General features: G+C 68.3%; 15 protein-coding genes and 3 pseudogenes. 6 read left to right on the forward strand and 12 right to left on the reverse strand.

Annotated features, from left to right (window positions below; translation table 11 throughout):
• Nucleotides 1-143 precede the first annotated feature (143 nt).
• Complete coding sequence (locus ACV7NM_RS33440; RefSeq protein WP_463414180.1) at nt 144-854, reverse strand: hypothetical protein; 711 nt, start codon at nt 852-854, stop codon at nt 144-146.
• 258 nt (nt 855-1112) lie between these two features.
• On the opposite strand from ACV7NM_RS33440, the gene ACV7NM_RS33445 reads away from it, so the two are divergent.
• The 4 genes from ACV7NM_RS33445 to ACV7NM_RS33460 are packed head-to-tail and all read left to right on the forward strand — an operon-like array spanning nt 1113 to nt 4123.
• On the forward strand, nt 1113-1952 hold the full coding sequence (locus ACV7NM_RS33445; protein ID WP_463414181.1) for a hypothetical protein: 840 nt from the start codon (nt 1113-1115) through the stop codon (nt 1950-1952).
• Nucleotides 1946-2155, forward strand: coding sequence for a hypothetical protein (locus ACV7NM_RS33450; protein ID WP_463414182.1), 210 nt, complete (start codon nt 1946-1948; stop codon nt 2153-2155). The genes ACV7NM_RS33445 and ACV7NM_RS33450 overlap by 7 nt, the downstream gene beginning before the upstream one ends.
• Complete coding sequence (locus ACV7NM_RS33455; RefSeq protein WP_463414183.1) at nt 2122-2946, forward strand: TniB family NTP-binding protein; 825 nt, start codon at nt 2122-2124, stop codon at nt 2944-2946. Before ACV7NM_RS33450 ends, ACV7NM_RS33455 begins: the two co-directional genes overlap by 34 nt.
• A 1-nt stretch (nt 2947) precedes the next feature.
• Nucleotides 2948-4123 carry a hypothetical protein gene (locus ACV7NM_RS33460; RefSeq protein ID WP_463414184.1) on the forward strand — a complete coding sequence of 392 codons (1176 nt, stop codon included), beginning with the start codon at nt 2948-2950 and terminating at the stop codon, nt 4121-4123.
• 327 nt (nt 4124-4450) lie between these two features.
• Here the strand turns inward: ACV7NM_RS33460 and ACV7NM_RS33465 are convergent, their stop codons facing one another.
• From ACV7NM_RS33465 to tpg, 7 genes and pseudogenes are all read right to left on the reverse strand, one after another.
• Nucleotides 4451-4747: a hypothetical protein gene (locus tag ACV7NM_RS33465; RefSeq protein WP_463414179.1), complete on the reverse strand. Its 297-nt coding sequence runs from the start codon at nt 4745-4747 to the stop codon at nt 4451-4453.
• A gap of 32 nt (nt 4748-4779) precedes the next feature.
• Complete coding sequence (locus tag ACV7NM_RS33470) at nt 4780-5478, reverse strand: hypothetical protein (protein WP_463414178.1); 699 nt, start codon at nt 5476-5478, stop codon at nt 4780-4782.
• A 280-nt stretch (nt 5479-5758) separates the two neighbouring features.
• Nucleotides 5759-5932 (reverse strand): hypothetical protein, encoded by a 174-nt coding sequence (locus ACV7NM_RS33475; protein ID WP_463414177.1) that lies wholly within the window; start codon nt 5930-5932, stop codon nt 5759-5761.
• Nucleotides 5933-6248: 316 nt separating this feature from the next.
• Nucleotides 6249-6386 (reverse strand): annotated as a pseudogene (locus ACV7NM_RS33480) (telomere-protecting terminal protein Tpg); the annotation flags it as partial.
• 126 nt (nt 6387-6512) lie between these two features.
• A complete protein-coding gene (locus ACV7NM_RS33485) occupies nt 6513-7166 on the reverse strand; it encodes a helix-turn-helix domain-containing protein (protein WP_463414176.1) in 654 nt (217 codons plus the stop codon).
• Nucleotides 7166-7462 carry a hypothetical protein gene (locus tag ACV7NM_RS33490; RefSeq protein ID WP_463414175.1) on the reverse strand — a complete coding sequence of 99 codons (297 nt, stop codon included), beginning with the start codon at nt 7460-7462 and terminating at the stop codon, nt 7166-7168. The genes ACV7NM_RS33485 and ACV7NM_RS33490 overlap by 1 nt, the downstream gene beginning before the upstream one ends.
• A 568-nt stretch (nt 7463-8030) precedes the next feature.
• A pseudogene (gene tpg / locus ACV7NM_RS33495) lies at nt 8031-8576 on the reverse strand (telomere-protecting terminal protein Tpg).
• A 137-nt stretch (nt 8577-8713) separates the two neighbouring features.
• Between tpg and ACV7NM_RS33500 the strand changes: the two are divergent.
• Nucleotides 8714-8839, forward strand: a pseudogene (locus tag ACV7NM_RS33500) (helix-turn-helix domain-containing protein); the annotation flags it as partial.
• Between the two features lie 472 nt (nt 8840-9311).
• On the opposite strand, the gene ACV7NM_RS33505 reads toward ACV7NM_RS33500, so the two are convergent.
• The 3 genes from ACV7NM_RS33505 to ACV7NM_RS33515 all read right to left on the reverse strand — a co-directional run bounded on the left by ACV7NM_RS33505 (nt 9312) and on the right by ACV7NM_RS33515 (nt 11857).
• Nucleotides 9312-10253: a hypothetical protein gene (locus ACV7NM_RS33505; RefSeq protein ID WP_463414174.1), complete on the reverse strand. Its 942-nt coding sequence runs from the start codon at nt 10251-10253 to the stop codon at nt 9312-9314.
• Nucleotides 10254-10736: 483 nt separating this feature from the next.
• Nucleotides 10737-11573 (reverse strand): hypothetical protein, encoded by an 837-nt coding sequence (locus ACV7NM_RS33510; protein WP_463414173.1) that lies wholly within the window; start codon nt 11571-11573, stop codon nt 10737-10739.
• The gene (locus ACV7NM_RS33515; RefSeq protein WP_463414172.1) at nt 11567-11857 is read right to left on the reverse strand and encodes a hypothetical protein; all 291 of its coding nucleotides are present in this window, start codon (nt 11855-11857) and stop codon (nt 11567-11569) included. The genes ACV7NM_RS33510 and ACV7NM_RS33515 overlap by 7 nt, the downstream gene beginning before the upstream one ends.
• A gap of 581 nt (nt 11858-12438) precedes the next feature.
• Between ACV7NM_RS33515 and ACV7NM_RS33520 the strand changes: the two genes are divergently transcribed.
• Nucleotides 12439-12639 (forward strand): hypothetical protein, encoded by a 201-nt coding sequence (locus ACV7NM_RS33520; protein ID WP_463414171.1) that lies wholly within the window; start codon nt 12439-12441, stop codon nt 12637-12639.
• Nucleotides 12640-12900: 261 nt separating this feature from the next.
• Here the strand turns inward: ACV7NM_RS33520 and ACV7NM_RS33525 are convergent, their stop codons facing one another.
• The gene (locus ACV7NM_RS33525; protein ID WP_463414170.1) at nt 12901-13614 is read right to left on the reverse strand and encodes a hypothetical protein; all 714 of its coding nucleotides are present in this window, start codon (nt 13612-13614) and stop codon (nt 12901-12903) included.
• Between the last annotated feature and the right edge of the window lie 79 nt (nt 13615-13693).

Here is a 13693-nt window from a genome sequence, read left to right on the forward strand (position 1 = left end):
TGGGGCTCCGGGTTCGCCTCGGTCCCGCTCACCGCCCGTGGGGTGGTGGGGAGTTGTGTCGCCGATCAGTGAATCTGCGTAGTGGTTGTGTTCCTGGCCTGGCGTTGTGCAGGTTGGTTGAGTGGGTTTGGTGATGGGTTGGCTCACTGAATCTGCGCAGTGTCGGGGTTCGCTAACGGTCTGACCTGTGGTGTTTCCGGGTCTGGTTGTGGTTGTGCAGGTTGGTTGGGTACTGCGCAGTTTCGTTGGTCGTTGGTATGTGGCGAGCGCCTTTTGCCTGGTATGGCGCGTGGGTGGGGTGGTTGGTAGCCGAGTTTGGTGAGTTCGGTGGGGCCTGGGTCGTACGGGTTGTGTCGGTAGGGCCACCGGCTTCGGGGGTAGGGGTGGCGGCTGGCTGTGTAGGTGATGCGGTTGCCGAACTGGTCTGGGTACAGGACTGGGTTCTCGAGCCAGGGCCGGCCCAGGAGATCGGCGACGGCTGTGTGGAGGGGATGGGTGTGCCCGGGACGCTCGCGAGCGTGGAGTGTGCGGGGGTGGTGGGCGAGGAACTGGGCGAGGGTGATGGTCTCGGGGTAGGTGATCGCTTCGCGGGCGAGGGCGTACCAGAGGCGGGCGCGCTTGTTGTCGCCGATGCGGCGGGCGCGTGCGGGCCAGATGCTTTCCTCTGCCGGTGCGGCGCGCCGCCAGGTCTCGGTGAAGTTCATGGCCAGTGCGAGGGCGTGGTCGGCGGCCGGGCCCCAGCGCTTGAGGAAGCGGACGTGGGCGCGGTGGGCGGCAAGGATTTCCGGGGCTCGTCGGAGGCTGGCGTGCTCGATGGGAAGTCGGGTGCCGGCCAGGGTGTGGCGGCCGAGCATCCAGGTGCTGTGACGTTGGCAGATGAGGGCGGTGTCCGGAAGGTACTGGGGACTGGGTGGGTCTGGCCGGTGCGGGCCAGGGTGCAGTGGGGGCAGCCCGTGACGGCGTGCATGGGGGCGAGGCGGAGCCGGGCTTTGGGGGGTGCCGCGTGTGGTTTGTCGCGGTGTCCGTTCCACCGGGGGAGCGCGCGGGCGAGGTGTTCCTCGGGGATACCGGCGAAGTACACCGGCAACAGCCTCGACGCTCGCGGCAGCAACGTGGAGGACGAGGCGTGCTGGACGCTGCCCCAGCTCCAGGACCTCCTCGACGAATGGGTCGTCTGCGGGTGGCAGGAACGCCGCCACGAGCGGCTACGGCACCCCCTCATGCCCCGCCTGGCACTCACGCCCAACGAGATGTGGGCCGCGCTCGTCGGTATCGCCGGCCACGTGCCCGTCCCGCTGACCGCAGCCGACTGGATCGAGCTGCTGCCCTCCAGGCGGTGCGCGATCGGCGACGAGGGCATCCGGTTCGAGCACCGCACCTACGACGGGCCCGCACTCAACGCGCACCGCCACCGCTCCACGGCGACGGACGGCAAGTGGGAGGTCCACCACAACCCCTACGAGCCGTGGCAGTGCTGGGTCAGACTCCCCCACGGCTGGGAACCGGTCCCCTGGATCCATCAAGGGCTGGTGTCCAGGCCGTTCACCGACACCACCTGGCGGCACATCCGCAGCGTGATCAAACAGCGCGAAGGCCGGGCCGAACACGAGGAACAACTCGCCCGCCACCTCGACGAACTCCTACGCCGCGCACACACCGTGGACACAGGCGTCAGCGACGTCGCAGGCTCCCGCCCAGCCGAAACCACCCCGGGAGCAGCAGCCAGTGCCAGCGGCGAGCCCAGCGCGACCGGCCGGCTCGCACACTCACGCCGCAAGACACAGGCGGACCGCACGAAGCGACGGAAGACGATGGAACCGCCGGGCAACCCCGCCGGGCAGGTCCCAGATGCCGACGAGGACTGCGGCACCGCCCCTGACATCGCCGACTCCGTGACGTCGGCAGCGGCCTGGAGCCTCTTCGACGCACACCAGGAGGCACAGCAGTGGTGACTCCCACCGGCCACGAGACGCACGACGATCCGTACGCCTCCCCCACCACCTGGCGCGAGAAGACGCAGTTCGTCGACACCGCCCCACCCTGCCTGCCCGGCACCGGCCCCTGGAGCACCGAAGAACGCCTGGACTACCACTCCCGGTTCGTGATCCTGTCCACCCCGCCATGGCCAAGATCTCCCTCACCCTGCGCCGGCTGATGATCCTCAACCGCAGGCGCAACGGCACCGCCCGCCGAGGCCTCCTCATCTCCGGGCCACCCACCACCGGGAAAACCACCACCCTCCAGCAGCTCGGCCGGTCCTTCCACCTCGCCGACCGAGCACGCCGCAGCGCACCCGGTGACCACCTGCCGGTGGTCTTCCTGTCCGTACCGCCCGCCGCGACCCCCAAGATGCTGGTCTCCGAACTGGCCCGGTACCTCGACCTGCCCATCACCACGCGCATGAACCAGGCCCGCATCACCGACATCGTCTGCGCCACCCTGCGCGATCTGACAACCCAGCTCGTCCTGGTCGACGACATCCACCTCCTCAACACCCGCACCCGCAGCGGCGCCGAAACCTCCGACCAGATGAAACACCTCAGCGAACGCATCCCCGCGACCTTCGTCTACGCCGGCGTCGCCATCGAGGAATCCCCCCTCCTGACAGGAAACCGCGGCGCACAGCTGGCCGGACGGTTCAAGATGGTGCGCAACCCACCCCTGGCACACGGCAGCACCACGCAACGCACCGCCTGGGAAGGGCTGATCCGCGGCATGGACCAAGCCCTGCGCCTGAACGCCCACCGCGAAGGTGCACTGGTCCGTCACGCGCCGTACCTCCACCTGCGCACCGGAGGCCGGATCGGCAGCCTGTCCGCACTCATCCGCGAAGCAGCCATCGCCGCCATCCTCGACGGCACCGAGAAAATCACCAAAGCACTACTCGACGACATCGAACTCGACCAGCTCGCCGAACACCCGCCCCGGCCCGCCACACGGCGCTGACATGCCGCGCCGACACCACCTGGCCCCGCGCGCCAGCATCCTGCGCCTGGCCCCCATCCAGTGGGAAACCACCGTCTCCTACCTTCAGCGTCTGGCCCGCCGCCATCACCTGGACACCGCAGAACTACTCCGCGGCCTCGGCATCCCCGGGCCGCTCCTCCACCCCGAATGCACCAGGCCCCACGGCCCGCACACCAGCATCGAGCTGTATCTGAACCCCGCCAGCCGCAGCCTGATCGCCGACTTCGCCGGTATCCCCGAGGAACACCTCGCCCGCGCGCTCCCCCGGTGGAACGGACACCGCGACAAACCACACGCGGCACCCCCCAAAGCCCGGCTCCGCCTCGCCCCCATGCACGCCGTCACGGGCTGCCCCCACTGCACCCTGGCCCGCACCGGCCAGACCCACCCAGTCCCCCAGTACCTTCCGGACACCGCCCTCATCTGCCAACGTCACAGCACCTGGATGCTCGGCCGCCACACCCTGGCCGGCACCCGACTTCCCATCGAGCACGCCAGCCTCCGACGAGCCCCGGAAATCCTTGCCGCCCACCGCGCCCACGTCCGCTTCCTCAAGCGCTGGGGCCCGGCCGCCGACCACGCCCTCGCACTGGCCATGAACTTCACCGAGACCTGGCGGCGCGCCGCACCGGCAGAGGAAAGCATCTGGCCCGCACGCGCCCGCCGCATCGGCGACAACAAGCGCGCCCGCCTCTGGTACGCCCTCGCCCGCGAAGCGATCACCTACCCCGAGACCATCACCCTCGCCCAGTTCCTCGCCCACCACCCCCGCACACTCCACGCTCGCGAGCGTCCCGGGCACACCCATCCCCTCCACACAGCCGTCGCCGATCTCCTGGGCCGGCCCTGGCTCGAGAACCCAGTCCTGTACCCAGACCAGTTCGGCAACCGCATCACCTACACAGCCAGCCGCCACCCCTACCCCCGAAGCCGGTGGCCCTACCGACACAACCCGTACGACCCAGGCCCCACCGAACTCACCAAACTCGGCTACCAACCACCCCACCCACGCGCCATACCAGGCAAAAGGCGCTCGCCACATACCAACGACCAACGAAACTGCGCAGTACCCAACCAACCTGCACAACCACAACCAGACCCGGAAACACCACAGGTCAGACCGTTAGCGAACCCCGACACTGCGCAGATTCAGTGAGCCAACCCATCACCAAACCCACTCAACCAACCTGCACAACGCCAGGCCAGGAACACAACCACTACGCAGATTCACTGATCGGCGACACAACTCCCCACCACCCCACGGGCGGTGAGCGGGACCGAGGCGAACCCGGAGCCCCAGTCCCTGAACGTCCCTGGACGCCCGCCTACACGCCTCTGAGCTGCACAGACACCCAACACCCCACCCAGGGACCCAACACCCCCACACCGGCGTCCAACACCCACCACCCACCCCACCCAGGAACCCACCACCCCAACCTGATGAACCATCAGACAGGATCGAGAAATTCCGGCGTCGCGGGATTCACCACTCCTCGGGCGGTTCAGGAATTGCCAAAGCCGTCCAACAATCCGGCTCACATTCCTCCCAAAGAACGGTCCCATATCCCTCCTGCTGCAACCGGATTGCTGCCGTCCTGGGGTGGAATTTGTCGGCCTGATATTCGGCGGTGTGAATGATGTAGCGGTCCGATGTGTTGATGACGGTGAATCGCACCCGGCCGTGATCCGCCCGGAGGTGGGCAACCGCGAGGTACCGGATGCCTGCGAAGTGCGCTCGGCGCAGGGCCTCCCCGATCGCCGGGCCCAGGTAGGCGTCCATGTCGCGGTAGCGCCCGTGCTCCCACCCGCCGGTCACCGGTCTGCCCCGGACGCGGCGAGACGTGCGAGCTGTGAGCGCCGGCCCTTGCCGAGGGTGCGCAGGGTCGGCCAGTCCACTTCCGGGTGATCTTCGGGGATGCGGTCGATGTCGCCAGCTCGGTAGAGCGAGATCCGCACCGTGCCGCCGCGGGCTGCCCCCAACTTGACCCTGACCTCTTGAGCGGGGCGGACCCACCCGAGGCGCACCACGTGGTCCCAGTCGCTGCGGCGTACGCCGAGGCGGGCGGCGGCCTCGTTGGGGCCGAGGGGGGCGAGCGTGTCTCGTAGCTGCCGGAGGTCGGGGCGGGCTGCGAGGGCGGCCACCTCGGCGGGGTGGAACAGCGGTTGGTTCGGGTCGCCGGAGAGGTCGGTGAGGTAGCCGGCCGTGGCCAGCTCCCGCACCGTGGCGACGCTCACCGCGACCTGGACGACGGGTTCCTGTGGCGGCCGTGAGGACAGCGCCTCTCCCAGAACCAGGGACGCGCCGTAGCCGGTGAGCGGATCGCCGGGGAGAGCGGCGCGGACCGCGTCGGCGTCGATTGCCTCCAGCGCGGCCCTGGACCACGTCCCCGGGCCGGCGTCCGGGGCCGGCACCACCCCGGTGTGGCGGGCCCACCTGAACGTGGCCCGGCGAACCCCCAGTCGGGCGGCGGCCTGGCCCTCGTCGTACACGGTGCGCGGCGTCTTGCCCATCGGGAACTCCTCTCTCTCGGCACCGCCCGCTCTGGGCGGTGACCGAAAGATGCTGATACGTCCCGAAAGTTGTCAAGTAGCCACCTAGTAGGCGCAGTTGGGGTGTATGCACCTCTGCTGCGCCCGCGTACGCGAGGGAGAGATTCACTCGTGCGGGTGAGCCGGGGGCCGGGCCGGCCCCAGTGGGGCGGGGGCACTTCGGCGTCCGTGACGGCTCGGCTCCCAGTGGGGCGGGCCGCCCGGGGCTGTACCACGCGATACAGCCCCGGGGGTCGGGCGGTCAACGCGTGACCACGAGGGCCAGGGCGCCGACGAACGCGGCCGCGAAAGTGCCGCCGACCGTGAGCGGCGTGGCCAACCGCGGGTGCCGGTAGGTGACGTAGACCACGGCGCCAAGCGCCAGGGCGCCGGTGACGACGACGAGCAGCACGACGAGCAGAGCGAGCTTGGACATGGTTCCCCCTCGGGGTTCGGGTGCCGGTTGGCACACAGGCGGGCGGAGCATGAAGTCCCGGCACCGCTTACGTCTCGGACTGACGGGCTCCGACACGACAGGCGGCGCGGGCTTTGCCCCATCCGGACTCTGGAGGAGGCGGGGGTTAGCCCCGCAACCCTGCTCAACCCGAGGCACAAAAAAGCCCCACCCAAGGCCCTGACCTGCGATTTTGACGACAGGTCAGGCATGGATGGGGCTCTGGATCACAGCGAGGGGTTAGACCCGCAATCCGTCTCGATGTGAGACACGTCACAGGTGGTGGGGGGTCGGGCGGTCACAGGGCCACGTCGACGTAGTCGATGTCGGTGAACTCGACCAGCAGTCCTTGGGCGCGGGCGCCCCCGTCGCGAAAGTAGACCTCCTGCACCCCCTCGGCGGCGGCGAGCGCCTGGAGCTCGGCCTCGGACGCGCCGTCTACGAGCGTCCGGGCGCGTGGGGTGCCGCGTACGACAAAGTGGGGCCGCTACCGATGTGGTGGCGGCCCCGCGCTGTGGCACGTACCAGCGGTCCTCGCTGGCGCTCCGGACCGGGACTCCTGTCAGAGCTTGAGCCAGCCCCCGGCCTGGGGGCGCTGTCGGGCCTTCAGTCGCCGCCAGGCGGCCACCCACTCCTCGATGTCACGGATGCCGCACAGCCTCACGAAGGCGATGCACCGGTCCAAGTCGGGAATTTTCTGCGTCTCCTCGACCTTCTTGGTGCTCAACATGTCGCTGATGGTGGTGCGGCGCAGGACCCCGTTGCTGGCGTCCTGCATCGTGCGAAGCGACGGGCTGCCGGCCCAGATGTGCACCGCGTTGAGAGCCTCCGCAAGCTCCACCGGGGTGGTGATCGGAAACGGGTCAGGCTTGCCGGACTGGGACGCCGGCACGAAAGGCACCATCCGCTCGACACGTCTGGGCTGCTGGATCCGCTCGTCAACCTGCGGGAGCGAAAACAGCGCCTCGCCGTGACGCGGGGCGATTCGAGCCTGGGAGGCTTGCTCGAGAACCTCCTGCGCGTCCTCCGGGGAGGCGTTCAGTGCTTTGAGCACCTTAATCAGGGCCTCCACAGGCGGCGGGGTTCCGACACCCTGCTCCCATCGCATCAGCGATGTCGCCGACACCTGGGCCCGTGCAGCAACCTGTGCCCGCGAGAGCTTGGCTCTATGGCGAAGCGAATACAGCATCCGGGCGTACACAGGCAATTCCGCCATCAGGCCGCACCTCCGGTCGGAGCGAGCGCCTTGCGGAGGGTGCGCACCGTGCGCGTGATGGTGCTCGTGATCGCCTCGATGAGCATGGCGGCGAGCACGGCGCCAGCAACCTCGATGGTGTGACCGTATGCGCACAGCCACAGCATCACGAGGGCCGCGACGACGGCGACGGTCGTGCGAACAGAAGTCTCGAAGCCGAATCCGCGGGGGGTGCCAGCGGTGATGACGCAGCCCTGGGGGACCGAGTCGGTCGGCTGGAGGACCCAGCCGCCTCCCGGTGCGGGAAGCCAAAACATAGAGAAGCCACTCCTGACGTTGTGCCTGATAGCCCGGACGGTGTGGTGCAAAGGGCTTTCGCAGGGCCCCTGCGGCCGATCGGCGACCGCGCTCTCAGCATGCAACGAGCGACGGGTTGTACACAACGTGCGTTATTACGACCGGAGTTCACGTGAGTGAAGAGGAACAGACGGCTCCGGTAGGCAGAAACGATGCTGCGTCAGGAGCGATAGACGCGAGTCTGCTGTCGGCGTTTCCGAAACCGTCCGCAGGCAGTCGGAAGCGTCTGGCGGGGTGTCCGCTGGCGTCCGGAAGCGTCCGCGCAGCGGACCGAGTTCCACGTCGTCCACCAGGGGTGGCGTCCTCAGCTGGCCGATCTGCTGTCCGGAAACGTCCGGGAGCGTCCGGGAGAGGGGATATTTTAAAATCCTGGGCGGAGACTGGGTCTCGAAGCCGCTCCCTAGCCCGGACGGTTTGCTGGGTCGGTCTGTTCGCAGCAGATTCGACCACCCTGTGTGACACATCTCACGATGTATGCCGGAGCCCGCGTCGATGACGCGGGCTCTTCGCGTTCCCGCACCTCGGCGGTCAGAGAGCCACGTCGACGTAGTCGATGTCGGTGAACTCCACCAGCAGCCCTTGGGCGCGGCCGCCGCCGTCCTTGAAGTAGACCTCTTGGAGTCCTTCGGCGGCGAGCGCCTGGAGCTCGGTCTCGGAGGCGCCGGCGTCCTGGGCGGCGAGCAGTCGGCCGGCGAACTGCGGTGGGAGGTGTTGGGTGATGCGGCGCATCCGGCCGTCGTCCGTGGTGCCGGGGGCGGCGGTGAACCCGAACCGGGCGCGGGTCTCGATGACGAGTCCGGTCTGCTGTCGGGCGCGTCGGCGGACTTGGGGCTGCCACCGGCGCCGGACCTCGGCCGCCATCCGGTCGGCAAGGGCTGGCTTCGGCTTCCTGATCTGGTCCCGTACGTACCGTTCGACGGTGCGCTGGGAGATGCCCAGCAGGCCGGCCACCGCTTTGGTGGAGCCGCGGTGCTGCTTGACCAGGTAGCGCATCTACGCGCCCGCGCTGCGCGGGATGGGGCGGGTGAACGCGGCCTGGGCGGCGCGGTCGAGACTGTCTCCGACGATGCCCATCTGTCCCCCTCATTTCTGTCCCACACTTGTGGGACAGAAATCATGATCGTTTCGTGGTGGTGCGGTCGAGCGGGTCCTGGGGGCCGGGGGGTGGGTCGCCCTGCCCTGCGGGTGCGTGGCGGTGCATGACCCGCCCGATGTTGACCCAGCGGGAGGCCGCCGACGCGTGCGGCGTCAGCCGCACCACGATCCGCCGCCGCCGCGATGCCGGTGACCTGCCTGGTGCGGTGGAGGACCCCAAGCGCGGCTGGCTGATCCCGGTGGACGCCTTGCTGAGCGCTGGCTTCCGGCTCAATGCCCCCGCCCCGGCGGACCAGGCCGCCGAGACCCCGGCCGCTCTGGTGGCCCCGGGTGACGGCCAGGACCCGGGCCTTGCACGCCGAACTGGACCGCATCCGGGCCGAGCACGGGCGGCAACTCGCGGAGGCGGAGGCCGAGCACCTGCGCCGGTAGTTGGCGGACCGGGCGGAGCACATCGCGGACCTCCAGCGGACGGTGACGGCGCTGATGCCCGCACCGGAGCGCGCCGCTCTCAAGCCCTAGCCGGACTTGGGGGCCGCCGTCGACGTCCTCAGCGCCCTCGACGACCCCGAGCCCCGAACCTGACCCCTCACGCACCCGTACGCCCCGCCCGGACAACCGGGCGGGGCGTCGTCGTCGCGCAATGAGGCGGCAGGCTACGAGTCAAGCGCTCCGAACACTTCCTATCCTTGACGAACGGCTCAACCCGCGGGATCAGAGGCAGGTGGCTTGGGCGGTATCGCTCCAGAGGTTACCGGTGTGATCGGTCGGGTCGTGCCGGCCGTCGGTCGCAGAGAAAGTGATTTTCACGCCTGGGACACACGGGATCTGGAGGGGTACGGTCAGCAATCCATTTTCTCTCGATTTTTTCGTCCAGTAGTAATTGAAGACGCCATCGGGACCGACCCGGGCTCCCCGAATGGTCACTTGCTGGTTCGACATAAATCCGGTACCGACCACGAAAAATATGCTTTTTTCGCCCGAGCCCCGGGTTATCACGTGCAGACGAGGATGGGACGGCGAAGGCGGAGGAGGGGGAGGGGGAGGCGGCGGAGGTTGGGGTTCGATTCTTTCCCCCACTGGAATTGTCCAGCCGTGGCGGCACTTTGCTCCGAAGGTCCCATGGTCGCATCCTTCTACGACGAACGAATACCATCCGGGATCATTGAAAGTGAATGTCCACCAACCATCATGGTTGCCAGAAATGTCCTTCTGGCCAATATTTTGCCCATCCCTGTCCCAACGTATTATGAAAAAATCATACCCGTAATCACTGTTGGTGTTCCAGTGAACATGGATCTGATTACCCCGCTTAATGGTCCAGATTGTCATCGCTGGCGCTTGATCGGGCGACCAGGCCACTTGCCCATTCTCGAAATCCTGGATTCTTCCATTGCGATTCGGGAAGTCGTGCTCCTCATTGATCGCGCACTTCAACCTGTCTTCGAACACCTCTGTCCTTTGACCGGATAGCTTTCCGACGTTACCGCCCTCTAGCCACGTCATGCCGATCAAGCCATAGGGGGTGAAGTAGCATGGCGCCTTCTCTGTCATATTTGAGCTGGCTGCGGCGGCGGGCGACAGTAGGCCGGCTGCGAGAAGAGCTGCGGCCGACGCTGCGGCGAACTTTTTACTCGCGTACAGGTGTAGGCGCACGGTTCCTCCTTAAGGCCAAGGTCTTAAATTCATCGCGGCTGGCACGTAATTAGCGATTCAGAATATGCGCCCGCGAGTGCCGTAATCCGAGAACTTGATGGCCGGCAATTGGCCGCACTGTGGCCTATTGTGCAGTTAATCGCAGAGGCATTCCATAGGGTGGCGTCCCAATGTGCAATCATCAGCAGACGAGGTAGGCAGCCTAAATTTTCGTGGGCAGCGCGTTGTCTGCGAACATGGCCCACACGAGCGCAGGGCTCAATTCGATTCTGGCCCAGAATCTTCGCTTTCGCATCTCGGTTTGACCGTCCTTGGCTGCGGCCAGTCTGGTCACTAGTGAGTGACGGTTGGGACCCTCTTCAACAACCCATCGGACCCACACCGAAGGCACGGGGGCAGGGGGCTGGCTTTGTTGGTGAGCTTGAAACCTACGCAGCCAGTTGTCCGGGCGGGCTCCCACAGAGGCCGCGCGGCACACACGATTCAGATCCGCTCGGGCATCAGATCCGCTCGGGCAGATGACGGACCTCCCCCGCCACTTCCTCGTCCGGCGTCTCCTCCTCCACACCGGGCGGGCCGGTCACCGAGAAGCCACCGGCCGAGGCGCTGGCGTAGCTGGCCCATCCTCGGCGCCCAGAACTCCCCAGGGCGGGCGGTGGCGGTGACGGTGACCGAGCCGGCCGACGCGGACGCCGACGTCGGCCCGGTCCGGGTCGGCCCCGGCTTGTTCCACATCCACACGGGCATGCCGACGATCCCGCGCCCGGTCGGGAACGGCACGATCCCGATGTCCGGACCCTCCAGGCGCAGCTCCTCGACTGCCTGGTGCGCGAGCGCCTGGACGTCGACGCCGCCCCCGGCCGGGCCGGTCGGAGACCAGCGGATGCCGCCGCGGACATCCCCGTCACCGGTGGGGCAGGTCACCAAGTACAACGACCCACCCGGATCGCCGGGCCGCCAACCTGCTGGCGCGCCGGCGTTGAACCCGGCGGGCAAGCCGCCAGCGGGGCCCTCGGTCTGCTTCCAGTAGCAGGAGTCCGCCGAGCTGAACCGCCCCATCTCCGGCGTCGAGCACGGCACCTCCTGCCCGTCGATCGCACACGAGGGCAAGCCTCCCTCGGAGGGAGGCTTGCCCAACCCCCCGGCAGGCTTGCCCACGCCGGGCTTGCCCGGGTCCTGAGCTGTGATTTCGCAGTTGAGCTTCTTCGGTGGGCATGCCACGCCGCCGCCGGGGCCGCCCGCGACCGCGAACGGCGCCGCGACCGCCCAGAGCAGCCCAGCCGCGAGCACGGCCGCGCCGAGGCGGGGCCGGCTCAACACGTCCGGTCCCGCTCGATCGTGGACGTGTAGACCAGCCAGGAGCCGGCTTTCGTGCGCTGGACGGTCGAGGTGACCACGTGCCGCCGCGAGCCCGAGTACGGCACCAGGGACCCGTCAGCCTTGATCTCGTTGTAGTCGCCGGTGTCGGCGCAGTCCGTCACGGTCGCCCGCAACGGGTCCGAGGCGGTGTCCAGCGTCGAGACCACCGGCGTGCGCTTGAGCGTTCCGCGCATCGTCGTGCCGTCCCGCTGGTGCCAGAACACGGTCGCCTGGATGTCCGCCAACGCCTTGTCCGTGGCGTACCGCGCCAGCTCCGGATCCAGCTTCGCCGCCGCGTACGAGCGCTCCTCGGCGCGCCGACATCCCCCTGTACGCGGCCAGGACGGCCGCCCGCTCCCCCGCCTGAGGATCAGACGCAGCCGACGACGCGGGCGCCGCAGACGGCCCCACAGCCGGTTTCGCGTCCGTCTCAGGACTCCCGCAGCCCGCCAGCACCAGGACCAGGACCAGGCCCGCCGCCGCACCGATCGCCCGTAACCCCGTAACCCGCACCCGAGCCTCCCGAGCCGCCGATGATCCCGCCACCGGAGCGACACCCACCGCACGTCACAGGCCGTCCGGGCACCCCGCCCAACACCAGCCGGCGCAGCACCCTCCTACCCCTCCAGACATATAAGTCCGGCTACTCACCAGCCTCAAAACGTGCTCTGACCAGGCAAAATGCAGAACCCTCGGAAATACGCCTTCCCCCTAGGCTTCCCCCGAGGCGTACCCCCCAGGTTTCCCCCGAGGCTTCCCCCCAGGCTTCCCCCTCCAGGTTCCCCCCAGTTGACCGGGACGGGCCGGGCGCCGGGAGACTGGCCGCATGATCGAGCGCCGCCCGCTGGGCACCGGCCCCCGCCCCACCACCGACGCCCCGGCCCCGGGCGGGCGCCGGGCCCGACTCGCCGCCGAGGGCACCGACATGCCCCCGCCCGCCCAGGCCGACGTCGAGGCACACCACCAGGCCGTCAGCGGCCGGCGCGCCCTCGGCCCCGGCACCACCGCGGGCCGCGACCGCGACTGACCCCAGCACAGCGGTGCGCGCCGAACACCCCGCCCTCCGCCAGGCCACAACCGGGTGCGCGACGGCGCACACCGCCCTGCACGGTGCGCGTAGCAGGCGTCACCGGCAGGCTTCGGCTACTCACCGAAAAGCTCACTGCCGGCAGTCACCAGTCACTCACCAGTGGCAGTCACCAGCACAGGGAGCATGCTGCTGCTCCTTGATGTGAAGGGGTGTGGTGGCCCGGAAGCCACAAGGGCGGCCGCGACGTGTGGCGGGGGGTTAGCGGATCAAGGAGCGGAGTTCCTTGATCGTGTACTCGCCCTGGTGGCTGATCTCATTGTTGCGAGCCCACGCGGCGAGCGCCCCGTTGGGCTTGTCGCGCCAGCGGACGGGGGTGGAGTTGGCGCCGTCCGATTCGACCAGCTGCTCGATCATCTGGCAGAGGGCGTAGGGACCGCCTCCGCCGTAGCCAATGCCGTAGCCGGAGGAGTCGGTGCGGGGCAGGAAGTGGAGCTCGGACTCGTCGTCCCTCATCCAGAACTCGCGCTTGTCGACGATCAGGCTGCGGGCGGTCCTTCCCTCGGGCAAGCCACGGCTGGTGATCGTCTTGTAGGTCCAGCTCTCGATGTTGCCGCTGCGGGTGCGGTAGTGCTCGCGGACGACGGGCAGGCCGGTGATCGGGTCGGCCATGGACTTTCGGCACAGGCAACCGCTGCCACCGACGGCGGACGGGCTGTCCCTGTCTTCATAGACGCAGGGCTGGAACAGGGCCGGGATCTTCTCGTCCTCCACGAGGAACGTGTGCAGCGCGATGGGCCTGCAGTCCTGAAGCCGGTCGATCCAGGTGTCGGCGTAGCGGCTGTCACCCTGCCTCACGGAGATATGGCCGGTGTTGTGGAGCGTGGCGACGTTGAGGCCAGGCTCGTAGTAGATGTCCAGGCTCATCCAGCCCCTGGAATGGTCGAACACGTAACTCTCGTACTGGTCCCTCATCTGGTGCTGTGGCCCCTTTCGGCGTGCCGTGCGGCAGGCGGTTGGTCGGGTGGGGATCACCTCATGGTGGCGGGCGGAT

This window comes from Streptomyces sp. Tek67B01, from assembly GCF_055231995.1.

Excerpts from the sequence above, each read along its gene's own strand:
- ACV7NM_RS33440 (WP_463414180.1), bottom strand. The coding sequence starts at position 854 with ATGCTCGGCCGCCACACCCTGGCCGGCACCCGACTTCCCATCGAGCAC.
- ACV7NM_RS33455 (WP_463414183.1), top strand. The coding sequence starts at position 2,122 with ATGGCCAAGATCTCCCTCACCCTGCGCCGGCTGATGATCCTCAACCGC.
- ACV7NM_RS33460 (WP_463414184.1), top strand. The coding sequence starts at position 2,948 with ATGCCGCGCCGACACCACCTGGCCCCGCGCGCCAGCATCCTGCGCCTG.
- ACV7NM_RS33465 (WP_463414179.1), bottom strand. The coding sequence starts at position 4,747 with ATGGACGCCTACCTGGGCCCGGCGATCGGGGAGGCCCTGCGCCGAGCG.
- ACV7NM_RS33470 (WP_463414178.1), bottom strand. The coding sequence starts at position 5,478 with ATGGGCAAGACGCCGCGCACCGTGTACGACGAGGGCCAGGCCGCCGCC.
- ACV7NM_RS33475 (WP_463414177.1), bottom strand. The coding sequence starts at position 5,932 with ATGTCCAAGCTCGCTCTGCTCGTCGTGCTGCTCGTCGTCGTCACCGGC.
- ACV7NM_RS33485 (WP_463414176.1), bottom strand. The coding sequence starts at position 7,166 with ATGGCGGAATTGCCTGTGTACGCCCGGATGCTGTATTCGCTTCGCCAT.
- ACV7NM_RS33490 (WP_463414175.1), bottom strand. The coding sequence starts at position 7,462 with ATGTTTTGGCTTCCCGCACCGGGAGGCGGCTGGGTCCTCCAGCCGACC.
- ACV7NM_RS33520 (WP_463414171.1), top strand. The coding sequence starts at position 12,439 with ATGATCGAGCGCCGCCCGCTGGGCACCGGCCCCCGCCCCACCACCGAC.
- ACV7NM_RS33525 (WP_463414170.1), bottom strand. The coding sequence starts at position 13,614 with ATGAGGGACCAGTACGAGAGTTACGTGTTCGACCATTCCAGGGGCTGG.